This is a genomic window from Variovorax sp. 350MFTsu5.1 (assembly GCF_048302515.1).
GTDB lineage: Bacteria > Pseudomonadota > Gammaproteobacteria > Burkholderiales > Burkholderiaceae_C > Variovorax > Variovorax guangxiensis.
The window spans coordinates 2,855,401-2,877,599 of sequence record NZ_CP157620.1; the positions used below are offsets into that span (position 1 = coordinate 2,855,401).

A 22,199-nucleotide genomic window follows, 5' to 3' on the forward strand; every position below is an offset into this window, starting at 1 on the left:
GTTAGACTCGCGGCCGGCTTGCAGATCCCTGCAGGCGAATTTGCGAACACCCTGCAAGACTCTGCGAACGGCCCCTTCATGAGCAGCAAACCCGAACCCTCTTTCAAGCAAGCCGACCTCGAAGCCTGGGCCAAGGCAGCAGCCAAGTCCGCACCCGGCGGCGACGTGAGCGCGCTGAACTGGATCACGCCCGACGGCATTGCCGTGAAGCCGCTGTACACCGCCGCCGACCTGCAGGGGCTGAAGTACACCGACACGCTGCCCGGCTTCGAACCCTACCTGCGCGGCCCGCAGGCCACCATGTACGCGGTGCGCCCCTGGACCATCCGCCAGTACGCCGGCTTTTCCACCGCGGAGGAATCGAACGCTTTCTACCGCAAGGCGCTGGCCGCGGGCGGGCAGGGCGTGAGCGTGGCCTTCGACCTCGCCACCCACCGCGGCTACGACAGCGACCATCCGCGCGTGACCGGCGACGTCGGCAAGGCCGGCGTGGCCATCGACTCGGTCGAGGACATGAAGATCCTGTTCGACCAGATCCCGCTCGACAAGGTGAGCGTGTCCATGACGATGAACGGCGCCGTGCTGCCGGTGCTGGCGGGCTATGTTGTTGCGGCGGAAGAGCAGGGCGTGGCGCAGGACCAGCTCAGCGGAACCATCCAGAACGACATCCTCAAGGAGTTCATGGTCCGCAACACCTACATCTTCCCGCCCGCGCCGAGCATGCGGATCATCGGCGACATCATCGAGTACACGGCGCAGAAGATGCCCAAGTTCAACTCGATCTCGATCAGCGGCTACCACATGCAGGAAGCCGGCGCCAACCAGGCGCTGGAGCTCGCCTTCACGCTGGCCGATGGCAAGGAATACGTGAAGACCGCGCTGGCCAAGGGCCTGGACGTCGACGGCTTCGCCGGCCGCCTGAGCTTCTTCTGGGCCATCGGCATGAACTTCTATCTCGAAGTCGCCAAGATGCGCGCGGCGCGCCTGCTGTGGTGCCGCATCATGAAGGAGTTCGAGCCCAAGAACCCCAAGAGCCTGATGCTGCGCACCCACTGCCAGACCTCTGGCTGGAGCCTTACCGAGCAGGACCCGTACAACAACGTGGTGCGCACCACCATCGAGGCGATGGCCGCGGTGTTTGGCGGCACGCAGAGCCTGCACACCAACGCGCTCGACGAGGCCATCGCACTGCCCACCGAGTTCAGCGCGCGCATCGCGCGCAACACGCAGCTCATCATCCAGGAAGAGACCCATATCACCAACGTGATCGACCCCTGGGCCGGCAGCTACATGATGGAGAAGCTCACCCAGGACATGGCCGATGCGGCCTGGGCCATCATCGAAGAGGTCGAGGCCATGGGCGGCATGACCAAGGCGGTCGACAGCGGCTGGGCCAAGCTCAAGATCGAGGCGGCCGCCGCCGAGAAGCAGGCGCGCATCGATTCCGGCAAGGACGTGATCGTCGGCGTCAACAAGTACAAGCTCAAGAACGAAGACCCGGTGGAAATTCTTTCCATCGACAACATGAAGGTGCGCGAGCAGCAGGTCGCGCGCCTGCAGAAGATCCGCGCCTCGCGCGACGGCGCCAAGGTGCAGGCCGCGCTTGACGCGCTCACCGAAGCCGCCGAGAACAACACCGGCAACCTGCTGGCGCTGAGCATCGACGCGGTGCGCCTGCGCGCCACGGTGGGCGAAATTTCCGACGCGCTCGAGAAGGCCTTCGGCCGCCACCGTGCCGACACGCAGAAGGTCACCGGCGTGTATGCCGCCGCCTACGACTCCGCCGAGGGCTGGGAAACGCTCAAGACCGAGATCAACGCCTTCGCCGAGGAGCAGGGCCGCCGCCCGCGCGTGATGATCTCCAAGCTGGGCCAGGACGGCCACGACCGCGGCGCGAAGGTTGTCGCCACCGCCTTCGCCGACCTGGGCTTCGACGTGGACATGGGGCCGCTCTTCCAGACGCCGGAAGAATGCGCGCGCCAGGCCATCGAGAACGACGTGCATGCCGTCGGCGTGAGCACGCTCGCGGCCGGCCACAAGACGCTCGTGCCCGCCATCATCGACGAACTGCGCAAACAGGGCGCGGACGACATCATCGTGTTCGTCGGCGGCGTCATTCCACGGCAGGACTACGAGTTCCTCTACGACGCCGGCGTCAAGGGCATCTACGGGCCGGGCACGCCCATTCCCGCCAGCGCCAAGGACGTGCTGGAGCAGATTCGCGCGGCGGTCACGGCCTGAGGCGCGCCGTCGTGAGCGATCTCTTGTCGCGGCTGTCGCTGCAGCCGGTGGATTCCAGCGATTTCGAGGCCATGCTGGCCCTGCGCATCGACGCGATGCGCCCGAGCCTGGAGCGCGTGGGCCGCTTCGACGTGGCGCGTTCGCGCGAACGCCTGAGCGCAGGCTTCGTGGTGCCGTACATGCACCACATCGTGCTCGACGGCGACCAGCGCATCGGCTTCGTCACGCTCAAGCCCGAGGACAGCGACGCGCTGCGCCTCGACCATCTCTACCTGCGCACCGGCTTCCAGGGCCTGGGCATCGGCGAATGGGTGCTCGAATGGGCCAAGTCGCAGGCGCGCGAGCAGCGGCTGGACATCAAGCTCACCGCGCTCGTGAAGAGCGACGCCAACCGCTTCTACCTGCGCCACGGCTTCGTGCTCGAAGGCGGCGAGGGCGTCGACCTGCACTACCGCTGGCGCGTGGCGTCGGAGGCTGCGTGCTGAGCGACAAGGCGAAGGCTTTGGAGAACGCGATCGCCGGCACCGAAGGCATGCCGCAGCGGCGCGCCATCGCCAAGGCCATCACGCTGCTCGAATCGACGCGCGACGACCACCGCGCGCAGGCGGACGAGCTGCTCACGGCGCTGCTGCCACGCACGGGCAATTCGTTCCGCCTCGGCATCTCGGGCGTGCCGGGCGTCGGCAAGTCGACCTTCATCGAGACGCTGGGCCTGCTGCTGATCGGCAAGGGGCATCGCGTGGCGGTGCTCACCATCGACCCGTCATCTACCGTTTCGGGCGGCTCCATCCTCGGCGACAAGACGCGCATGGAGCGCCTCTCGGTCAACGAGCGCGCCTACATCCGCCCGAGCCCGTCTAGCGGCACGCTCGGCGGCGTGGCCGAGAAGACGCGCGAGGCCATGCTGGTGTGCGAGGCCGCCGGCTACGACATCGTGATCGTCGAGACCGTCGGCGTGGGCCAGAGCGAAACGGCCGTGGCCGGCATGACCGACATGTTCGTGCTGCTGCAACTGCCCAACGCGGGCGACGACCTGCAGGCCATCAAGAAGGGCGTGATGGAGCTGGCCGACCTCGTCGTCATCAACAAGGCCGACATCGACAAGGACGCCGCCACACGAGCGCAGGCGCAGATCACATCGGCGCTGCGGCTCTTCGGCCACCAGGGCAATCCCGAGCACGCGCATGCCGCGCACGACGCCCACAGCGGCGCCGAAGTGCGCTTCTGGCTGCCCAAGGTGCTGCAGCTCAGCGCGCTGGCCAACACCGGCGTCGACGCCTTCTGGGACGCAGTCACCCAGTTCAGGCAGCTGCAGACCGCCAACGGCCGCCTCGCGAAACGCCGCGAGAAGCAGGCCACCGCGTGGATGTGGGAGCGCATCGACGCCGGCCTCAAGCAGGCCTTCAGGCATCACCCCCAGGTGCGCGAACTGCTGCCGCAGCTCACGCAGCAGGTGACGCAGGGCACCCTGCCGGCCTCCACGGCCGCGCGCAACCTGCTCGCCGCGGCCGCCATCACAGCCAGGCCATGAAGAAAAGACACGGAATCCAGGACCACAGCTTCGAAAGCACACCATGCAAGAACTGATCGAACAACTCGAAAAGCGCCGCGCCCAGGCGCGTCTCGGCGGCGGGCAGAAGCGCATCGACGCGCAGCACGCCAAGGGCAAGCTCACGGCGCGCGAGCGCATCGAGCTGCTGCTCGATGACAACACCTTCGAAGAGTGGGACATGTTCGTCGAGCACCGCTCGGTCGATTTCGGCATGGCCGAGCAGAAGGTGCCGGGCGACGGCGTGGTCACCGGCTACGGCATGATCAACGGCCGCCTGGTGTTCGTGTTCAGCCAGGACTTCACCGTCTTCGGCGGCGCGCTCAGCGAGGCGCATGCCGAGAAGATCTGCAAGGTGATGGACCAGGCCATGAAGGTCGGCGCACCGGTCATCGGCCTGAACGACTCCGGCGGCGCGCGCATCCAGGAAGGCGTGGCCTCGCTCGGCGGCTATGCCGACGTGTTCCAGCGCAACGTGATGGCTTCGGGCGTGGTGCCGCAGATCAGCATGATCATGGGCCCCTGCGCCGGCGGCGCCGTGTACTCGCCCGCCATGACCGACTTCATCTTCATGGTGAAGGACTCCAGCTACATGTTCGTCACCGGCCCCGAGGTGGTGAAGACCGTTACGCACGAAAGCGTCACGGCCGAGGAGCTCGGCGGCGCCATCACTCACACCACCCGCAGCGGCGTGGCCGACATGGCCTTCGAGAACGACGTGGAGGCCTTGATGATGCTGCGCCGCCTCTACAACTACCTGCCGCTGAACAACCGCGAGAAGCCGCCCGTGCGCCTGGGCAACAACGGCCTGGGCGACCCGGCCGACCGGCTCGACTACTCGCTCGACACGCTGGTGCCCGACAACCCGAACAAGCCCTACGACATCAAGGAACTGATCCTGAAGGTGGTGGACGACGGCGACTTCTTCGAGTTGCAGCCCGACTACGCGAAGAACATCGTGATCGGCTTCGCCCGCATGGAAGGCCAGACCATCGGCATCGTCGCCAACCAGCCGCTGGTGCTGGCTGGCTGCCTCGACATCAAGAGCAGCATCAAGGCCGCGCGCTTCGTGCGCTTCTGCGATGCCTTCAACATCCCGGTCGTCACCTTCGTCGACGTGCCCGGCTTCATGCCCGGCACCGGCCAGGAGTACGGCGGCATCATCAAGCACGGCGCCAAGCTGCTGTACGCGTACGCCGAGTGCACGGTGCCGAAGATCACCGTCATCACGCGCAAGGCCTACGGCGGCGCCTACGACGTGATGGCCTCCAAGCACCTGCGCGGCGACGTCAACCTCGCCTGGCCGCGCGCCGAGATCGCGGTGATGGGCGCCAAGGGCGCGGTGGAAATCATCTTCCGCGAGGACAAGAACGACCCCGAGAAGCTCGCCGCCCGCGAGGCCGAGTACAAGGCCCGCTTCGCCAACCCGTACGTGGCGGGCGCGCGCGGCTACATCGACGACGTGATCCTCCCGCACGAGACCCGCAAGCGCATCTGCCGCTCGCTGGTGATGCTGCGCGAGAAGAAGCTCGAGAACCCGTGGCGCAAGCACGGCAACATTCCGCTGTGAGCGAAACGGAGAAGAAGAACATGTTCAAGAAGATCCTGATCGCAAACCGTGGCGAGATCGCGTGCCGCGTGATCCAGACCGCGAAGAAGATGGGCATCCTCACCGTCGCCGTCTATTCCGACGCCGACAAGGAAGCCCGCCATGTCGAACTCGCCGACGAGGCCGTGCACATCGGTGCCGCGCCCAGCCGCGAGAGCTATCTGCAGGCCGACCGCATCATCGCGGCCTGCAAGAAGACCGGGGCCGAAGCGGTGCACCCGGGCTATGGCTTCCTGTCGGAGAACGAGGCCTTCGCCCGGCAGGTCGAGGAAGAGGGCATCGCCTTCATCGGGCCCAAGCACTATTCGATCGCGGCGATGGGCGACAAGATCGCCTCGAAGAAGCTCGCGAACGAAGCCAAGGTCAACACCATTCCGGGCTGGAACGACGCCATCGAGACGGCGGAGCGCGCGGTGGAGATCGCCAAGGACATCGGCTATCCGGTGATGATCAAGGCCTCGGCCGGCGGCGGGGGCAAGGGCCTGCGCGTGGCCTTCAACGACAAGGAGGCCTTCGAGGGCTTCACCTCCTGCCGCAACGAAGCGCGCAACAGCTTCGGCGACGACCGCGTGTTCATCGAGAAGTTCGTCGAGGAGCCCCGCCACATCGAGATCCAGGTGCTGGGCGACTCGCACGGCAACGTCATCTACCTGAACGAGCGCGAGTGCTCCATCCAGCGCCGCCACCAGAAGGTGATCGAGGAGGCGCCGTCGCCCTTCATCAGCGACGCCACGCGCAAGGCGATGGGCGAGCAGGCCGTGGCCCTGGCCAAGGCGGTGAAGTACCAGAGCGCGGGCACGGTGGAGTTCGTGGTCGGCAAGGACCAGAGCTTCTACTTCCTCGAGATGAACACCCGCCTCCAGGTGGAGCACCCGGTGACGGAGTGCATCACCGGCCTCGACCTGGTCGAGCTGATGATCCGCGTGGCCGCCGGCGAGAAGCTGCCGCTGACGCAGGAGCAGGTGAAGCGCGAGGGCTGGGCCATCGAGTGCCGCATCAACGCCGAAGACCCGTTCCGCAACTTCCTGCCTTCCACCGGCCGGCTGGTGAAGTTCCAGCCGCCGGGCGAGACCATGTTCGCGAGCGACACGCAGCGCCTGAACGGCGTGCGCGTGGACACCGGCGTGTACGAGGGCGGCGAGATCCCGATGTACTACGACTCGATGATCGCCAAGCTCATCGTGCACGGAAAGGATCGCCAGCACGCGATCGCCCGCATGCGCGAGGCGCTCAACGGCTTCGTGATCCGCGGCATCAGCAGCAACATCCCGTTCCAGGCGGCGCTGCTGGCCCATCCGAAGTTCGTGGCGGGCGACTTCAACACCGGCTTCATCGCCGAGCACTACGGCAAGGGCTTCCACGCGGAAGACGTGCCGCACGCCGATCCCTCGTTCCTGGTCGCGCTGGCGGCGTACGTGCATCGCCGCTACCGTGCACGGGCTTCCGGCATCAGCGGGCAGCTCGAAGGGCATGGCGTGAAGGTGGGCGAGCAGTTCGTCGTGGTCGAGCTGGGGCACGAGGGCAAGCATGTGCACCACCCGGTGTCCGTCACCGACTTCCACGGCAAGACTGGCGCGAGCTCGGTGACCGTGAACGGCAAGACCTACAAGATCGACAGCAGCCTGGCGCTGGGTTCGATCCGGGTGCAGGGCATCGTCAACGACAGGCCCTTCACCGCGCAGGTGGAGCGTGGCGCGGGCAAGAACCCGCTGGCGCTTCGCGTGTCGCACGACGGCACGCAGATCGAGGCGATGGTGCTCTCGCCGCTGGGCGCGCGCCTGCTCGAACTCATGCCCTACAAGGCGCCGCCGGACCTCAGCAAGTTCCTGATGTCGCCGATGCCCGGGCTGCTGGTGGAGGTGTCGGTGCAGCCGGGGCAGCAGGTGCGCGCCGGCGAGAAGCTGGCCGTCATCGAGGCGATGAAGATGGAAAACGTGCTGTTCGCCGCGCAGGACGGCGTGGTGGGCAAGATTTCGGCGAACAAGGGCGAGTCGCTCGCCGTCGATCAGATCATTCTGGAGTTCAACTGATGGGTGCCAACGACTTTCAACAGGCCGTCACGCTGCATCGCCCGGCCAAGATCGCGACGCCGCAGGGCCCGTGGTCCGTCGAGGCGATCCAGGCGCTGCTCGACAAGCCGCTGATGGACCTGCTGTTCGAGGCGCAGACCGTGCACCGCCAGCATTTCCCCGAAGGCGACATCGAGCTGGCGACGCTGCTGTCGGTGAAGACCGGCGGCTGTCCCGAGAACTGCGGCTACTGCCCGCAGTCGGCCGAGTTCGACACCGGCGTGAAGGCGCAGAAGCTCATGGAGGTCGACGAGGTGGTCCGCGCCGCGCAGGCCGCGAAGGACGCCGGCGCCACGCGCTTTTGCATGGGCGCCGCATGGCGCGCGCCCAAGGACCGCGACGTCGAGAAGGTGGCGGTGCTGGTCGAAGCCGTGAAGGGGCTGGGCATGCAGACCTGCGCCACGCTCGGCATGCTGGAGCCGCATCACGCGCACCAGCTGAAGGCCGCCGGCCTCGACTACTACAACCACAACCTCGACACCGCGCCCGAGTACTACACCGACGTGGTCGACACGCGCACCTATCAAGACCGGCTCGACACGCTGGCCAACGTGCGCAGCGCCGGCATCAGCGTGTGCTGCGGCGGCATCGTCGGCATGGGCGAGCAGCCGGTGCACCGCGCGGGGCTGATCGCGCAGCTGGCCAACCTGAATCCGTATCCGGAATCGGTGCCCATCAACAGCCTGGTGCGCGTGCCCGGCACGCCGCTGGCCGACTCGGAGCCGGTCGATCCCTTCGACTTCGTGCGCATGATCGCGGTGGCCCGCATCACCATGCCTACCGCGCGCGTGCGGCTGTCGGCCGGCCGCCAGCAGATGGGCGACGCGGTACAGGCGCTGTGCTTCATGGCGGGCGCGAACTCGATCTTCTATGGCGACAAGCTGCTGGTCACCGGCAACCCCGACGTCGAGGCCGACACGGTGCTGCTGCGCAAGCTCGGCCTGAATTCGCGCCAGGTGCAGGAGCAGGCGGAAGGGTGCGCAGCATGACCGCCGCTACCGAGCGCCCCTTCAAGGTGCTGGGCATCCAGCAGATCGCCATCGGCGGGCCCGACAAGCTGCGGCTGCAGAAGCTGTGGGTCGACATGCTGGGGCTCGAAGTCACCGGCACCTTCAGGAGCGAGCGCGAGAACGTCGACGAAGACATCTGCGCGATGGGCGTGGGGCCCTTCAAGGTCGAGGTCGACCTGATGCAGCCGCTGGACCCCGAGAAGAAGCCGGCCGTTCACACCACGCCCCTGAACCACGTCGGCCTGTGGATCGACGACCTGCCCAAGGCCGTCGGATGGCTCACCGCGCAGGGCGTGCGCTTCGCGCCGGGCGGCATCCGCAAGGGCGCGGCTGGCTTCGACATCTGCTTCCTGCACCCGAAGGCGAACGACGAATTCCCGATCGCGGGTGAGGGCGTGCTCATCGAGATGGTGCAGGCGCCGCCCGAGGTGGTGGCCGCCTTCGGAGCGCTGGCCGCTACGCGTTGACGATCTTCTTGATGGGCGGCTTCACGTCCGAACTGCGCGGCGGCAGCATCGGCTGGTGCTCGCGCGCCGGGTTCAGGATGATCGAGGTCGCCGTCTCGGTGAGGATGCAGAACTTGGTGACCACCGCGTCGAGGTGGCTCACGTCGATCACCGCGATCTCGAGGATCCAGCTGTCCTCCCCCGTCACGTTGTAGGCATTGACGCATTCCGGCGTGTCCTGCACGAGCTTCACGACCAGGTCGTAGTCGGCGCGGCCGACGCGGATGATGGCGCGGATGCCGTAGCCCAGCTTGCCGAGGTTGACGGTGGCGCGGTAGCCGCTGATGACGCCGGCCGCCTCCAGCTTCTTCACGCGCTCGGTCACCGCCGGCTGGCTCAGGTGCACGCGGCGGCCCAGTTCGGCCATGGTGAGGCGCGCGTCGGCCTGCAGTTCGGCGAGGATGCGGGTGTCGTGGGCGTCCAGGGCGGGGTTCAAGGAAAAGTCCATGCAAGTCCTTCAAATCGACGGTGAAGCGGCGGCAGAACCATGAAAACTGCATGGCTGCGGGAGGATGGCTTTCATACCATGACCGGCACTCGATACCAACAAGAGACGCCATCGACATGCCGACCCTCGCTTCTCCCGCCCAAGCCGCATCCGGCACCGCCCGTCACGGGCTGCCGCCGCTGCTGTGGCTCTGCCTCGCCGCCACATGGGTGGTGTGGGGCTCCACCTATCTCGCGATCAAGTACGCGCTGATCAGCTTTCCGCCTTTCCTGCAGATGGGCTCGCGCTTCCTGGTCGCAGGTGTGCTGCTCGCGGCCTGGATGCGCTGGCGCGGGGCGCCGTGGCCCTCGCTCGTGCAGTGGCGCAATGCGCTGATCGTCGGCGCGCTGATGCTGGGCGGCGGCATGGGCGGCACGGCCTACGCGGAGGTGTCGATCGGCTCCGGTCTGGTGGTGGCGTTCATCGCGGTGATCCCGCTGCTGATCGCGTTGCTCAACCTGATCTGGGGCGTGAAGCCATCGAAGCTGGAGGCCGCCGGCATCGCGCTCGGCCTCGTCGGCGTGCTGATGCTCACGCAGGGCAGCGGATTCCGCTCGTCGCCAGAAGGCCTTGTGGCCATCTGCATCGCCACGGCCTGCTGGTCTCTGGGCAGCGTGCTGAGCCAGCGCAGCCTGCCGCTGGCGCCCGGCGCGATGGGCTTCGCGAGCGAGATGCTCTGCGGCGGCGTGGTGCTGATGGGGCTCGCGGCCGTGTCCGGCGAAACCATGAGCTGGCCGCCTCAGCCCGAAGCGCTCGCCGCCTGGGTCTACCTGGTGGTGTTCGGCTCGCTGATCGCCTTCAACGCCTACATGGTGCTGCTGGCCAGGGCTCCGGCCGCGCTCGCCGCGAGCTACACCTTCGTCAACCCGGTGATCGCGATGCTGCTGGGCGTGTGGATCGCCAACGAGGCCGTAACCCGCTTCGAGTGGTACGCCGTGGCCGTGGTGCTGGCCGGCGTGCTGCTGATGCTCTTCAAGCGCAGAGGTTGAACCGGGCTGGTCAGGAACACCGCGGAACCGGCTCCGCCGGGCCGCAGGTGTTGCCCCCGGAAGGGGGGGCGCAGCGACACGAAGTGCGCGAAGCCTGGGGGGAGCCTTGCTATGCGCCGGGGCGGCGCCACACGGCCAAAGTAGCCGCGAGCAGCCACATGCCGGCTGCGCAGCCGCGGTTCATCAGCCTGATGCCCCGCTGCGAGAGGAAGCGCACGGCCTGCGTGCCGGCGCCCGCGTAGGCCAGCATCACGCAGGTGTCGAGCACGACGAACACGGCGCCGAGCAGCAGGTATTGCGGGCCCTGCGGCTTCGTGATGTCGACGAACTGCGGCAGGAAGGCCGCGAAGAACAGCACCGTTTTCGGGTTCGACAGCGCCACCGCGAGGCTGCGCACGAGGGCGATGCGCCCCTGCGGCCGCATCTCGAGCGGCGACTTGGCCAGTGCGGTGCGCAGGTCGGTCGCCTCGCTGCGCCAGAGCTTGATGCCCAGCCACACGAGGTAGGCGACACCGGCTACGCGGATGGCATTGAAGAGCCATTCGGAAGCCGCCAGCAGCGAACCCAGTCCGAGCGCCACGACCGCGATCAGCGTGATGCTGCCAAGCGATGCCCCGGCAATGCCCCAGCTCGCGCGGCGCATGCCGCCTTCGATGCCGTTGGACAGCGCCAGCAGCATCGTCGGCCCCGGAATCAGGGCCAGCGCGAGCGAAGCGATCACGTAGATGAGCAGGGTGTCGAGCGTCATGGTTTGGCAGCCGGTGGTCGTCGTTGTTGGGAGGCGGCGCGGGCGCGCGCCAGGGCGGCTTCGACGACGGAGCGCTTGCGGGCGTCGGCGTCTTGCGGCGCATTCTCGGGCTCGGGGGCGGTTTCGGCCAGCCGGGCGTCGGTGTTGCGGTGCCTGCCGTGCACCTCGTAGCGGCTGCGCGCGCTGCAGGCCTGCTCGGCCGACCAGGCCTGCCAGCCGCTGAGGCCCGGCGTTTCCACTTCGAGCGAGATGCAGTCGACAGGACAGACCGGAATGCACAGCTCGCAGCCCGTGCAGTGGGCTTCGATCACCGTGTGCATGCGTTTGTTGATGCCGACGATGGCGTCGGTGGGGCAGGCGTCGAGGCACAGCGTGCAGCCGATGCACCAGGCCTCGTCGATGACGGCCATGGCGCGCGGGCCTTCGGTGCCGAACTGGGGATCGAGGGGGAGAGGCGTGCGGCCCGTGATGCGGGCGAGCCGCTCTATGCCTTCCGCGCCGCCGGGCGGGCACTGGTTGATGCCGGCCTCGCCATCGGCCACGGCCTGTGCGTAGCCTGCGCAATCCGGGTAGCCGCAACGTGTGCACTGCGTCTGAGGCAGTGCGTCGTTGATCCGTGCGGCGAGCCCGTTCACTTTGCGTTGTCGATGCGCTGCCGCTTCAGCGGGCGGTGCGCTTCTTCGCCGCCACGGTCGCGGCCTTCTTCACCGGCGCCTTCTTGGCGGCCACGGAGGCGGGGATCCTGCGGCCGGGTTTGACGGTGTCTTCGGCGCCCAGGCCGCCGCGGCTGCTGGCACGGCTTTGCGGCTGGTCGTTGGCCGCGATGAACTTCAGCACCTTCGGATAGACCAGTTCGCGCCAGCGGCGGCCGCTGAAGATGCCGTAGTGGCCGGCGCCCTTGACCTCGTAGTGCTCGCGCTTGTCGTCGGCGATGCCGGTGCACAGGCTGTGCGCGGCCTCGGTCTGGCCCGAGCCGGAGATGTCGTCGAGCTCGCCTTCGACCGTCAGCAAGGCGGTGGCGTGGATGTCCTGCGGACGCACGCGCTCCACCTGGCCCTTGGGGTTGCGGACGTCCCAGGTGCCGTTGACCAGGTCGAACTCCTGGAACACCGTGCGGATGGTCTCGAGGTAGTAATCGGCGTCCATGTCGAGCACGGCGTTGTACTCGTCGTAGAACTTGCGGTGGGCCTCGGCACTGGCGTCGTCGCCCTTGATGAGGTCCTTGAAGTAGTCGTAGTGGCTGCTGGCGTGGCGGTCGGGGTTCATCGCCACGAAGCCGGTGTGCTGCAGGAAGCCGGGGTAGACCTTGCGGCCCGCGCCGGGGAAGCCCTGTGGCACGCGATAGATCACGTTGTTCTCGAACCACTCGAAGCTCTTGTTCATCGCGAGGTTGTTCACCGCCGTGGGCGACTTGCGAGCGTCGATGGGGCCGCCCATCATGGTCATGGTGAGCGGCAGCGGTTCGCCGCGGCTGGCCATGAGCGACACGGCAGCGAGCACCGGCACCGTCGGCTGGCACACGCTCACCACGTGGCAGTTGCCGTACTCGGCCTGCAGCCGGCGGATGAATTCCTGCACGTAGTTGATGTAGTCGTCGAGGTGGAACTCGCCCTCGGCCAGCGGCACCATGCGCGCGTTCTTCCAGTCGGTGATGTAGACCTTGTGGTCCTGCAGCATGGTGCGCACCGTATCGCGCAGCAGCGTGGCGTAGTGGCCCGACAGGGGCGCCACGATCAGCACCACGGGCTGGCTCTTGAGCGTCTTGAGGATGTGCGGCTCGTCGGTGAAACGCTTGAAGCGGCGCAGTTCGCAGAAGGGCTTGTCGAGCTCGACGGCTTCCTGGATCACGACCTCCGCGCCGTCGACCTTGACGGACTTGATGTTGAACTCGGGCTTCTCGTAGTCCTTGCCCAGCCGGTAGAGCAGGTCGTAGCTCGCGGCCATGCGCTGGGAGATCGGAAGCTGGCCCCACACGGCACCGGGGCTGTAGAGCTTGGAGGCCGCCTGTGCGAAGTCCGCGAAGGGCTCCATCAGGGAACGCTGGGCTTCGTAGAGTTGATAGAGCATCGGAGTCTTGGAGTGGAATGTTGCGGCGCAATATATCAGCGCATCCGCTGCATTGCAGGAGGCCTAACCCCTACATTCACCCGCCGCCGGGGCTCTTCTCGGAGGGAGTGTGAAGGAATCGTCGCCCCGGGCGGATTCCCTCACACATTGCTGTCACCTAGATGACTTTGGCGATCGAAGCGCAGACGTGCCCGATGTTCTTGCTGTTGAGCGCGGCCACGCACATGCGGCCGGTGTCGGTGCCGTACACGCCGAACTCGTTGCGCAGGCGGACCATCTGGTCCTTGGTGAGGCCCGAGTAGCTGAACATGCCGATCTGGGTGGTGATGAAGCTCATGTCTTCCTTCACGCCGGCGGCCTTCAGGCCGTCGACCAGCGCCTGGCGCATGGCCTTGATGCGCACGCGCATCTCGCCCAGTTCCTTCTCCCACAGGGCGCGCAACTCGGGGTTGCCGAGCACCGCGGCCACCACGGCGCCGCCGTGCGTGGGCGGGTTGCTGTAGTTGGTGCGGATGGCGATCTTGAGCTGCGACAGCACGCGGCCGGCTTCTTCCTTGTTCTCGCACAGCACCGACAGGGCGCCTACGCGCTCGCCGTACAGGCTGAAGCTCTTGGAGAAGGAGGTCGAGACGAAGAAGGTCAGGCCGGCTTCGACGAACTTGGCGACGGCGGCGCCGTCTTCCTTCAGGCCGTAGCCGAAGCCCTGGTAGGCCATGTCGAGGAAGGGCACCAGGCCCTTGGCCTTGACGGCGGCGACCACCTGGTCCCACTGGGCCGGGGTGATGTCGTAGCCGGTCGGGTTGTGGCAGCAGGCGTGCAGCACGACGATGGTGCCGGCGGGGGCTGCGTTGAGGGCGGCCAGCATGCCGTCGAAGTTGATGCCGCGCTTTGCGGCGTCGTAGTAGGGGTAGCTCTCGACTTCGAAGCCGGCGTTGGTGAAGAGCGCGCGGTGGTTTTCCCAGCTCGGGTCGCTGATCAGCACCTTGGCGTTGGGGTTGAGCTTCTTCAGGAAGTCGGCGCCGACCTTCAGGCCGCCAGTGCCGCCGATGGCCTGGATGGTGGCCACGCGGCCGGAGGTGACGGGTTCGCTGTCGGCACCGAAGACCAGCGCCTTGACGGCGTTGTCGTAGGCGGCGATGCCGTCGATGGGGAGGTAGCCGCGCGCGGTGGGCGCTTTCATCATGTTCTGCTCGGCCGCCTGCACGCACTGCAGCAGGGGCAGCTTGCCGTTGTCGTCGTAATAGACGCCGACGCCGAGATTGACCTTGTTGGGGTTGGTGTCGGCTGCGAATTGTTCGTTGAGGCCGAGGATCGGGTCGCGCGGTGCCATTTCGACCGCGGTGAACATAGACATGGAAAGGTCCTTTGGGATGAAAGCTGCGCTGCAACCGGATGTGGCTTTATGCTTTCCGGTTGCCTTGAATTTTACCGGCGCGAGCGCCACCTGTCGGGAACAGCCATGCCAGACAACAACGAAGCCATAGCAGACCTGAAGAAACTCGACCCGATCGGGCCGGCGAAGCAGGGCGAGTTCGTCAAGTTCCCGGGCTCCCCCTTCGAGCTCTACCAGCCCTATCCGCCGGCTGGCGACCAGCCCACGGCCATCGAGGGGCTGGTGGAAGGCGTGAAGGACGGCGAGTCGTTCCAGACCCTGCTGGGCGTCACCGGCTCGGGCAAGACCTTCACCATGGCCAACGTGATCGCCCGCCTGGGCCGCCCGGCCATCGTGTTCGCCCCCAACAAGACGCTGGCGGCGCAGCTCTACAGCGAGTTCCGCGAGTTCTTCCCCAAGAACGCCGTCGAATACTTCGTCAGCTACTACGACTACTACCAGCCAGAGGCCTACGTGCCCCAGCGCGACCTGTTCATCGAGAAGGATTCGTCGATCAACGAGCACATCGAGCAGATGCGCCTGTCGGCCACCAAGAGCGTGCTGGAGCGGCGCGACACGGTCATCGTGGCCACGGTGAGCGCCATCTACGGCATCGGCACGCCCGAGGACTACATGGAGATGCGGCTGATTGCCCGCGTCGGCGACAAGGTCGGCCAGCGCGACCTGATTTCGCAGCTGATCCGCATGCAGTACACGCGCAACGAGCAGGACTTCGCCCGCGGCACGTTCCGGGTGCGCGGCGACACCATCGACGTGTTCCCGGCCGAGCACAGCGAGCTGGCGATCCGCTTCGAGCTGTTCGACGACGAGATCGAGTCGCTGCAGCTCTTCGACCCGCTGACCGGGCGCGTCCGGCAGAAGGTGCCGCGCTTCACGGTGTACCCGTCGAGCCATTACGTGACGCCGCGCGACAAGGTGCTGGCGGCGGTGGAAACCATCAAGCTCGAGCTGGCCGACCGGCTCAAGGAACTCGTCGGCGCCGGCAAGCTGGTGGAGGCGCAGCGGCTGGAGCAGCGCACGCGCTTCGACCTCGAGATGCTTTCGGAAATCGGCCACTGCAAGGGCATCGAGAACTACACGCGCCACCTCTCGGGCGCCGCCCCCGGCGATCCGCCGCCCACGCTGACCGATTACCTGCCGAAGGACGCGCTGATGTTCCTCGACGAGAGCCACCAGATGGTCGGCCAGCTCGGCGGCATGTACAACGGCGACAGGGCGCGCAAGGTCACGCTCGTCGAGTACGGCTTTCGCCTGCCGAGCGCGCTGGACAACCGGCCGCTCAAGCTGGAGGAGTTCGAGGCCCGGGTGCGCCAGTGCATCTTCGTCTCGGCCACGCCGGCGCAGTACGAGAAGGACCATGCCGGCAACGTCGTCGAGCAGCTGGTGCGGCCCACCGGGCTGATCGACCCCGAGGTCGAGGTGCGCCCCGCCACGCACCAGGTGGACGATGTGCTGGGCGAAATCCGCACCCGCGTCGAGAAGAACGAGCGCGTGCTGATCACCACGCTGACCAAGCGCATGGCCGAGCAGCTGACCGACTACCTGGGCGACAACGGCGTGAAGGTGCGCTACCTGCACAGCGACGTCGACACGGTGGAGCGGGTGGAGATCCTGCGCGACCTGCGCCTGGGCACTTTCGACGTGCTGGTGGGCATCAACCTGCTGCGCGAGGGGCTGGACATTCCGGAGGTGTCGCTGGTGGCGATCCTCGACGCCGACAAGGAAGGCTTCCTGCGCGCGGAGCGCTCGCTGATCCAGACCATCGGCCGCGCCGCGCGGAACCTGAACGGCAAGGCCATCCTGTACGCCGACAGGATGACCGACTCGATGAAGAAGGCCATCGGCGAAACCGAGCGCCGCCGCGCCCGGCAGATCGCCTACAACGAAGCCAACGGCATCACGCCGCGCAGCATCGTCAAGCAGGTGCGCGACCTGATCGACGGCGTCTACAGCGAAAAGAGCGGCAAGGAAGCGGCCAAGCTCGACCTGGAGCGCGCCAAGGTCGAGGACATGAGCGAGAAGGACATCGCCCGCGAAATCAAGCGGCTCGAGAAGCAGATGCTGGAGCACGCACGCAACCTCGAATTCGAGAAGGCAGCCAGGGTTCGCGACCAGCTGGCGCTGCTGCGGGAACAGGCGTTCGGGGCCTCGGGCGGCGACAACATCGCAGGTCTGGCGCAGTAAGCCGGACGTTCGCATCTCCCCGCAAACCCGCGCTGGGGTTTACCCGAGCAGACCTCGGGGGCTTCTGTTATACTTGAGCGAAATACTCAACAACAAAGAGAAGAACTTCGCGATGAAGGACCGACTCCTACCGGCTGGTTCACCAGCGTCAGGGGTCGGGCAGGGCGGAGACGAGGTCACCGCGGTCCTGGACCAAGGTGTCATTTCAACGGTAAGCACTTGAAGGAGCTTGCGATGCGTCTCACTACCAAAGGCCGTTTTGCGGTCACAGCCATGATCGATCTGGCGTTGCGTCAGAACACCGGTCCGGTCACGCTGGCCGCGATCAGCCAGCGGCAGCAGATCTCGCTGTCGTACCTCGAACAGCTGTTCGGCAAGCTGCGCCGCCACGAGCTGGTCGAGTCGACCCGCGGCCCCGGGGGCGGCTACAGCCTCGGGCGCAAGGCAGCGGACATCACCGTGGCCGACATCATCGTCTCCGTCGATGAGCCCATCGACGCCACCCAGTGCGGCGGCAAGGAAAACTGCCTCGGCGAAGCCGGCCGCTGCATGACTCACGAGCTCTGGGCCTCTCTGAACCAGCGCATGGTCGAGTTCCTCGACTCCGTCACCCTGCAGAAGCTGGTCGACGACCAGATCGCCAAGGGCGTGCAAATCGAGAACAAGCCGGTCGTCAAGCGCGCCATCTCCGCGCAGCCGGTGGTCAAGCCTATTCGCGTGAACGCGCCGAATTCGGTGTTCGCGCTCGGGAACGCATTCGCGAAGTCCTGAAAGCGCTGAGTCAGAGTCCCGGCGGCGCCTTCGGGCGCCGGCCTGAGCAGCCCAGATCAAAGAACAACCCCCACGCCAGCACGAGCCAGCCATGGACGTAACTCCTCATTTTCCGATCTATCTCGATTACGGCGCCACCACGCCGGTCGACCCGCGCGTGGTCGATGCCATGATTCCCTGGTTGCGCGAGCACTTCGGCAACCCGGCATCGCGCAGCCACGCATGGGGCTGGGAGGCTGAGGAGGCGGTCGAGAAGGCACGCGGCCAGGTGGCCGAACTGATCAACGCCGACCCGCGCGAGATCGTCTGGACCTCGGGCGCCACGGAGTCGATCAACCTCGCGCTCAAGGGCGCGGCCAATTTCTACAAGGGCAAGGGCAAGCACCTCATCACCCTGAAGACCGAGCACAAGGCCGTGCTCGACACCATGCGCGAACTGGAGCGCCAGGGCTTCGAGGTCACCTACCTCGACGTCGAGGAAAACGGCCTCGTCGACCTCGAAAAGTTCAAGGCAGCGATCCGCCCCGACACCATCCTGGTCAGCGTGCTCTTCGTGAACAACGAGATCGGCGTGATCCAGGACGTGGTCTCCATCGGCAACATCTGCCGCGAGAAGGGCATCGTCTTCCACGTCGATTCGGCCCAGGCCACCGGCAAGATCGATATCGACATCACGAAGCTGCCCATCGACCTGATGAGCCTGGCCTCGCACAAGACCTACGGCCCCAAGGGCATCGGCGCCCTGTACGTGCGCCGCAAGCCGCGCGTGCGCCTCGAGGCGCAGATGCACGGTGGCGGCCATGAGCGCGGCATGCGTTCGGGCACGCTGCCCACGCACCAGATCGTCGGCATGGGCGAGGCCTACCGCATCGCCAAGCTGGAGATGCACAAGGACATCGAACACGCGCGCCGTCTGCAGAAGCGTCTGCTCGACGGCCTGAAGGATGTCGAGCAGGTGTTCATCAACGGCGACCTCGAACACCGCGTGCCGCACAACCTGAACATGAGCTTCAACTACGTCGAGGGCGAGTCGCTGATCATGGGCATCAAGGGCCTGGCGGTGTCGTCGGGTTCGGCCTGCACCTCGGCCAGCCTGGAGCCCAGCTACGTGCTGCGCGCCCTGGGCCGCAGCGACGAACTGGCCCACAGCAGCCTTCGCATGACCATCGGCCGCTTCACGACCGAAGAAGAGATCGACTACGCCATTTCGACCATCAAGCACAACGTTGCCAAGCTGCGCGAGCTGAGCCCCCTGTGGGAGATGTTCCAGGACGGCGTGGACATCAGCACGATCCAGTGGTCGGCCCACTGACGCAGGTCAGACCCGCACCAGGCACCACGATTGAACAAAGTTTGAGAGGTACACCATGGCATATTCTTCCAAGGTCATCGACCACTACGAAAACCCGCGCAACGTCGGCTCCTTCGAAAAGGGCGACGACTCCGTCGGCACCGGCATGGTCGGCGCACCGGCCTGCGGCGACGTGATGAAGCTGCAGATCAAGGTCAACCCCGAAACCGGCGTGATCGAAGACGCTCGCTTCAAGACCTACGGCTGCGGCTCGGCCATCGCCTCGTCGTCGCTCGTGACCGAATGGGTCAAGGGCAAGACGCTCGACGAAGCGGCCGCGCTCAAGAACGCGCAGATCGCCGAAGAGCTGGCGCTGCCGCCGGTGAAGATCCACTGCTCCATCCTGGCCGAAGACGCCATCAAGGCAGCCGTGAACGACTACAAGGCCAAGCACGGCGTCAAGACCGAAACCGGTGCCGCTGCCGAAGCTGTCCACTGACATGGCCGTCACGCTGACAGAAGCCGCTGCCCGACATGTCACCCGCTACCTCGGCAAGAGGGGCAAGGGGGTGGGTGTGCGGCTGGGCGTGAAGACCACGGGTTGCTCTGGCCTGGCCTACAAGCTCGAGTACGTGGACGAACTGGCGCCGGAAGACGTGGTCTTCGAAGACCACGGCGTGAAGGTGCTGGTCGATCCGAAGAGCCTCGCCTACATCGACGGCACGCAGCTCGACTTCGTGCGCGAGGGCCTGAACGAGGGCTTCAAGTTCAACAACCCCAACGAGCGCGACCGCTGCGGTTGCGGGGAAAGCTTCCGCATCTGAACTGATGCGCCGTCGCTGACTGCGACCACAGCCGCCAACATGTCATGTGCTGGCGGTTTTTTCTTGCCATGAACCTGAACGACACCGACTTTCAACTGTTCGCCGTCCCGGCGACCTTCGCGCAGGACCGTGCCGTGCTCGACGCGCGCTGGAAGGAACTGCAGCGGGAGGCCCACCCGGACCGTTTCGCCGCGCAAGGCGCCGCGGCGCAGCGCGTGGCCATGCAGTGGTCGGTGCGCATCAACGAGGCCTACCAGCGGCTGAAGGACCCGATCCGCCGCGCCAGCTACATCTGCGAGCTGAACGGCGCGCCGCTCGATGCCGAGAACAACACGGCGATGCCGTCCGATTTCCTGATGCAGCAGATGGAGTGGCGCGAGGCGCTCGATGACGTCGCCGATATCGCTTCTCTCGAAAAGCTCAACGCCGAAGTCGAGGCCGGCCGCACCCGTGCGCTCTCGTCGCTCGACTGGCTGATCGACGAGAAGGGCGACTACCCGGCGGCGGCCAGGCAGGTGAGAGCCCTCATGTTCATTGAGCGCTTCGCGCAGGACGTCGAAGCCAAGTTCGATCAGTTGGGACAATAACGGCATGGCTCTTCTCCAGATTTCAGAACCCGGCCAGGCGCCCGACCCGCATCAGCGCCGCATCGCCGTGGGCATCGACCTCGGCACCACGCATTCGCTGGTGGCCTCGGTGCGCAACGGCGTGGCCGAATGCCTGCCCGACGGCCAGGGCCGCCTGCTGCTGCCTTCGGCCGTGCGCTACCTCGAGGGCGACCGCCGCCAGATCGGCTTCGACGCGCTGGCCGCTCGCGCGCAGGACCCGGCCAACACCATCACTTCGGTGAAGCGCCTCATGGGCCGCGGCCTGGCCGACATCGCGAACCGCGAATCGATGTCGTACCGCATCGGCAGCGGCGACGGCGGCATGGTCAAGGTGCAGACGCTGGCGGGCGAGAAATCGCCCGTCGAGATCAGCGCCGAGATCCTTGCCACCCTGCGTTTCCGCGCTGAAGACACCTTCGACGACGAACTCTACGGCGCCGTCATCACCGTGCCCGCGTATTTCGACGAAGGCCAGCGCCAGGCGACCAAGGACGCCGCGCAGCTCGCGGGCCTCAACGTGCTGCGCCTGATCAGCGAGCCCACGGCCGCGGCCATCGCCTATGGCCTCGACAACGCGAGCGAAGGCGTCTACGCGGTCTACGACCTGGGCGGCGGCACCTTCGACATCTCGATCCTGCGGCTCACGCAGGGCGTTTTCGAAGTCATTGCGACCGGCGGCGACTCGGCCCTCGGCGGCGACGACTACGACCATGCGCTGGCCGACTTCGTGCTCGCGCAGGCAGGCCTGCAGGCCGGCAGCGATGCCGACAAGGCCGCGTTGCTCGTGGCCGCCCGTGCGGCGAAGGAAGCCCTGACCGATTCGGCGACGGTCGTGTTCAAGGCAGAGGTCGCAGGCAAGACCGTTTCGCTCGACCTGACGCGTGAGCAGTTCTATGCCGCCACCCAGCCGCTGACCGACCGCACCATCGCCGCCGTGCGCAAGGCACTGCGCGACGCGAAGCTCAAGGCCGAAGAGCTCAAGGGCATCGTTCTGGTGGGTGGCTCCACGCGCATGCCGCAGGTCCGCCGCGCGGTGGCCGATTTCTTCGGCCGCGAGCCGCTGGTCAACCTGAATCCCGACGAAGTCGTGGCGCTGGGCGCCGCCATCCAGGCCAATCAACTGGCCGGCAACAATGGTGCGGGCGAGTTGCTGCTGCTCGACGTGATCCCGCTGTCGCTTGGCATCGAGACCATGGGTGGGCTCGTCGAGCGCATCGTGCCGCGCAACCAGACCATCCCGACGGCGATGGCGCAGGACTTCACGACCTACCAGGACGGCCAGACCGCACTGGCGCTGCACGTGGTGCAGGGCGAGCGCGACCTCGTCTCCGACTGCCGCAGCCTCGCGCGCTTCACGCTGCGCGGCATTCCGCCAATGGCGGCCGGCGCGGCACGCATCCGCGTGACCTTCACGGTCGACGCAGACGGCCTGCTGAGCGTGAGCGCGAAGGAGCAGGGCAGCGGCGTCGAGGCCAGCGTGGCGGTCAAGCCCTCGTATGGCCTGTCGGACGACCAGATCGCGACCATGCTGCAGGAAAGCTTCTCCACCGCGCAGCAGGACATGCAGGCCCGCGCGCTGGTCGAGGCGCGCGTCGATGCCGATCGCATGCTGCTGGCCACGCAGAGCGCGCTCGATGCCGATGGCGACCTGCTGAACGACGAAGAGCGCGCGGCCATCGACGCATCGATGGCGCAGCTGCGCGAAGCCGCCAAAGGCAGCAACGAAGCCGCGGCCATCGAGGCCGCCACCAAGAAGCTGGCCGACGACACCGAAGCCTTCGCCGCACAGCGCATGAACGCGGGCATCGCGCGCGCGCTTGCCGGGCGCAAGGTCGAATCCCTCTAGAACAACA

General features: G+C 66.6%; 20 protein-coding genes. 15 read left to right on the forward strand and 5 right to left on the reverse strand.

Annotated features, from left to right (window positions below; all coding sequences use genetic code 11):
- Positions 1–78: 78 nt before the first annotated feature.
- The 7 genes from scpA to ABL843_RS12875 are packed head-to-tail and all read left to right on the forward strand — an operon-like array spanning position 79 to position 8,945.
- Positions 79–2,241: a methylmalonyl-CoA mutase gene (scpA, locus tag ABL843_RS12845; protein ID WP_418120124.1), complete on the forward strand. Its 2,163-nt coding sequence runs from the start codon at positions 79–81 to the stop codon at positions 2,239–2,241.
- Positions 2,242–2,252: 11 nt separating this feature from the next.
- The gene (locus tag ABL843_RS12850) at positions 2,253–2,726 is read left to right on the forward strand and encodes a GNAT family N-acetyltransferase (RefSeq protein WP_019653178.1); all 474 of its coding nucleotides are present in this window, start codon (positions 2,253–2,255) and stop codon (positions 2,724–2,726) included.
- A 47-nt stretch (positions 2,727–2,773) separates the two neighbouring features.
- Positions 2,774–3,772, forward strand: coding sequence for a methylmalonyl Co-A mutase-associated GTPase MeaB (meaB, locus tag ABL843_RS12855; protein ID WP_418120465.1), 999 nt, complete (start codon positions 2,774–2,776; stop codon positions 3,770–3,772).
- Positions 3,773–3,815: 43 nt separating this feature from the next.
- Complete coding sequence (locus ABL843_RS12860; protein ID WP_019653176.1) at positions 3,816–5,360, forward strand: acyl-CoA carboxylase subunit beta; 1,545 nt, start codon at positions 3,816–3,818, stop codon at positions 5,358–5,360.
- Between the two features lie 20 nt (positions 5,361–5,380).
- On the forward strand, positions 5,381–7,429 hold the full coding sequence (gene accC, locus ABL843_RS12865) for an acetyl-CoA carboxylase biotin carboxylase subunit (RefSeq protein WP_418120125.1): 2,049 nt from the start codon (positions 5,381–5,383) through the stop codon (positions 7,427–7,429).
- Positions 7,429–8,457 carry a biotin synthase BioB gene (gene bioB / locus ABL843_RS12870; RefSeq protein ID WP_126018707.1) on the forward strand — a complete coding sequence of 343 codons (1,029 nt, stop codon included), beginning with the start codon at positions 7,429–7,431 and terminating at the stop codon, positions 8,455–8,457. Before accC ends, bioB begins: the two co-directional genes overlap by 1 nt.
- On the forward strand, positions 8,454–8,945 hold the full coding sequence (locus tag ABL843_RS12875) for a VOC family protein (RefSeq protein ID WP_418120126.1): 492 nt from the start codon (positions 8,454–8,456) through the stop codon (positions 8,943–8,945). Before bioB ends, ABL843_RS12875 begins: the two co-directional genes overlap by 4 nt.
- On the opposite strand, the gene ABL843_RS12880 is transcribed toward ABL843_RS12875, so the two are convergent.
- A complete protein-coding gene (locus ABL843_RS12880; RefSeq protein ID WP_418120127.1) occupies positions 8,935–9,432 on the reverse strand; it encodes an Lrp/AsnC family transcriptional regulator in 498 nt (165 codons plus the stop codon). The genes ABL843_RS12875 and ABL843_RS12880 overlap by 11 nt on opposite strands.
- 116 nt (positions 9,433–9,548) lie before the next feature.
- Here ABL843_RS12880 and yedA point away from each other — a divergent pair, with 116 nt between their 5' ends.
- A complete protein-coding gene (gene yedA, locus ABL843_RS12885; RefSeq protein ID WP_184638643.1) occupies positions 9,549–10,460 on the forward strand; it encodes a drug/metabolite exporter YedA in 912 nt (303 codons plus the stop codon).
- Between the two features lie 109 nt (positions 10,461–10,569).
- Here the strand turns inward: yedA and ABL843_RS12890 are convergent, their stop codons facing one another.
- The 4 genes from ABL843_RS12890 to ABL843_RS12905 all read right to left on the reverse strand — a co-directional run bounded on the left by ABL843_RS12890 (position 10,570) and on the right by ABL843_RS12905 (position 14,629).
- The gene (locus tag ABL843_RS12890) at positions 10,570–11,208 is read right to left on the reverse strand and encodes a LysE family translocator (RefSeq protein ID WP_369658488.1); all 639 of its coding nucleotides are present in this window, start codon (positions 11,206–11,208) and stop codon (positions 10,570–10,572) included.
- The gene (locus ABL843_RS12895; RefSeq protein ID WP_418120128.1) at positions 11,205–11,843 is read right to left on the reverse strand and encodes an RnfABCDGE type electron transport complex subunit B; all 639 of its coding nucleotides are present in this window, start codon (positions 11,841–11,843) and stop codon (positions 11,205–11,207) included. The genes ABL843_RS12890 and ABL843_RS12895 overlap by 4 nt, the downstream gene beginning before the upstream one ends.
- Positions 11,844–11,868: 25 nt before the next feature.
- Positions 11,869–13,275 carry a polyhydroxyalkanoate depolymerase gene (locus ABL843_RS12900; protein WP_184638637.1) on the reverse strand — a complete coding sequence of 469 codons (1,407 nt, stop codon included), beginning with the start codon at positions 13,273–13,275 and terminating at the stop codon, positions 11,869–11,871.
- Between the two features lie 157 nt (positions 13,276–13,432).
- Positions 13,433–14,629, reverse strand: coding sequence for an amino acid aminotransferase (locus tag ABL843_RS12905; protein WP_126018722.1), 1,197 nt, complete (start codon positions 14,627–14,629; stop codon positions 13,433–13,435).
- A 105-nt stretch (positions 14,630–14,734) separates the two neighbouring features.
- On the opposite strand from ABL843_RS12905, the gene uvrB reads away from it, so the two are divergent.
- The 7 genes from uvrB (at position 14,735) to hscA (ending at position 22,192) form a co-directional block, all read left to right on the forward strand.
- Positions 14,735–16,852 carry an excinuclease ABC subunit UvrB gene (gene uvrB, locus ABL843_RS12910; RefSeq protein ID WP_369658486.1) on the forward strand — a complete coding sequence of 706 codons (2,118 nt, stop codon included), beginning with the start codon at positions 14,735–14,737 and terminating at the stop codon, positions 16,850–16,852.
- Positions 16,853–17,086: 234 nt separating this feature from the next.
- Positions 17,087–17,623 carry a Fe-S cluster assembly transcriptional regulator IscR gene (gene iscR / locus ABL843_RS12915; RefSeq protein WP_007828186.1) on the forward strand — a complete coding sequence of 179 codons (537 nt, stop codon included), beginning with the start codon at positions 17,087–17,089 and terminating at the stop codon, positions 17,621–17,623.
- Positions 17,624–17,714: 91 nt separating this feature from the next.
- Positions 17,715–18,935, forward strand: coding sequence for an IscS subfamily cysteine desulfurase (locus ABL843_RS12920; protein ID WP_184638635.1), 1,221 nt, complete (start codon positions 17,715–17,717; stop codon positions 18,933–18,935).
- A 55-nt stretch (positions 18,936–18,990) separates the two neighbouring features.
- On the forward strand, positions 18,991–19,413 hold the full coding sequence (gene iscU / locus ABL843_RS12925) for a Fe-S cluster assembly scaffold IscU (RefSeq protein WP_126018730.1): 423 nt from the start codon (positions 18,991–18,993) through the stop codon (positions 19,411–19,413).
- Between the two features lies 1 nt (position 19,414).
- Positions 19,415–19,738, forward strand: a complete 324-nt coding sequence (iscA, locus tag ABL843_RS12930; RefSeq protein WP_026346233.1) for an iron-sulfur cluster assembly protein IscA — start codon at positions 19,415–19,417, stop codon at positions 19,736–19,738.
- Positions 19,739–19,806: 68 nt separating this feature from the next.
- A complete protein-coding gene (gene hscB, locus ABL843_RS12935; RefSeq protein WP_418120129.1) occupies positions 19,807–20,325 on the forward strand; it encodes a Fe-S protein assembly co-chaperone HscB in 519 nt (172 codons plus the stop codon).
- 4 nt (positions 20,326–20,329) lie between these two features.
- Positions 20,330–22,192: a Fe-S protein assembly chaperone HscA gene (hscA, locus tag ABL843_RS12940; protein WP_418120130.1), complete on the forward strand. Its 1,863-nt coding sequence runs from the start codon at positions 20,330–20,332 to the stop codon at positions 22,190–22,192.
- The last annotated feature ends 7 nt before the right edge of the window (positions 22,193–22,199 follow it).

What these genes read in the sequence shown, in the direction of transcription:
- scpA (WP_418120124.1), top strand. Translation starts at nt 79, where the DNA reads ATGAGCAGCAAACCCGAACCCTCTTTCAAGCAAGCCGACCTCGAAGCC.
- meaB (WP_418120465.1), top strand. Translation starts at nt 2,774, where the DNA reads ATGCCGCAGCGGCGCGCCATCGCCAAGGCCATCACGCTGCTCGAATCG.
- ABL843_RS12860 (WP_019653176.1), top strand. Translation starts at nt 3,816, where the DNA reads ATGCAAGAACTGATCGAACAACTCGAAAAGCGCCGCGCCCAGGCGCGT.
- accC (WP_418120125.1), top strand. Translation starts at nt 5,381, where the DNA reads ATGTTCAAGAAGATCCTGATCGCAAACCGTGGCGAGATCGCGTGCCGC.
- bioB (WP_126018707.1), top strand. Translation starts at nt 7,429, where the DNA reads ATGGGTGCCAACGACTTTCAACAGGCCGTCACGCTGCATCGCCCGGCC.
- ABL843_RS12875 (WP_418120126.1), top strand. Translation starts at nt 8,454, where the DNA reads ATGACCGCCGCTACCGAGCGCCCCTTCAAGGTGCTGGGCATCCAGCAG.
- ABL843_RS12880 (WP_418120127.1), bottom strand. Translation starts at nt 9,432, where the DNA reads ATGGACTTTTCCTTGAACCCCGCCCTGGACGCCCACGACACCCGCATC.
- yedA (WP_184638643.1), top strand. Translation starts at nt 9,549, where the DNA reads ATGCCGACCCTCGCTTCTCCCGCCCAAGCCGCATCCGGCACCGCCCGT.
- ABL843_RS12890 (WP_369658488.1), bottom strand. Translation starts at nt 11,208, where the DNA reads ATGACGCTCGACACCCTGCTCATCTACGTGATCGCTTCGCTCGCGCTG.
- ABL843_RS12900 (WP_184638637.1), bottom strand. Translation starts at nt 13,275, where the DNA reads ATGCTCTATCAACTCTACGAAGCCCAGCGTTCCCTGATGGAGCCCTTC.
- ABL843_RS12905 (WP_126018722.1), bottom strand. Translation starts at nt 14,629, where the DNA reads ATGTCTATGTTCACCGCGGTCGAAATGGCACCGCGCGACCCGATCCTC.
- uvrB (WP_369658486.1), top strand. Translation starts at nt 14,735, where the DNA reads ATGCCAGACAACAACGAAGCCATAGCAGACCTGAAGAAACTCGACCCG.
- iscR (WP_007828186.1), top strand. Translation starts at nt 17,087, where the DNA reads ATGCGTCTCACTACCAAAGGCCGTTTTGCGGTCACAGCCATGATCGAT.
- ABL843_RS12920 (WP_184638635.1), top strand. Translation starts at nt 17,715, where the DNA reads ATGGACGTAACTCCTCATTTTCCGATCTATCTCGATTACGGCGCCACC.
- iscU (WP_126018730.1), top strand. Translation starts at nt 18,991, where the DNA reads ATGGCATATTCTTCCAAGGTCATCGACCACTACGAAAACCCGCGCAAC.
- iscA (WP_026346233.1), top strand. Translation starts at nt 19,415, where the DNA reads ATGGCCGTCACGCTGACAGAAGCCGCTGCCCGACATGTCACCCGCTAC.
- hscB (WP_418120129.1), top strand. Translation starts at nt 19,807, where the DNA reads ATGAACCTGAACGACACCGACTTTCAACTGTTCGCCGTCCCGGCGACC.
- hscA (WP_418120130.1), top strand. Translation starts at nt 20,330, where the DNA reads ATGGCTCTTCTCCAGATTTCAGAACCCGGCCAGGCGCCCGACCCGCAT.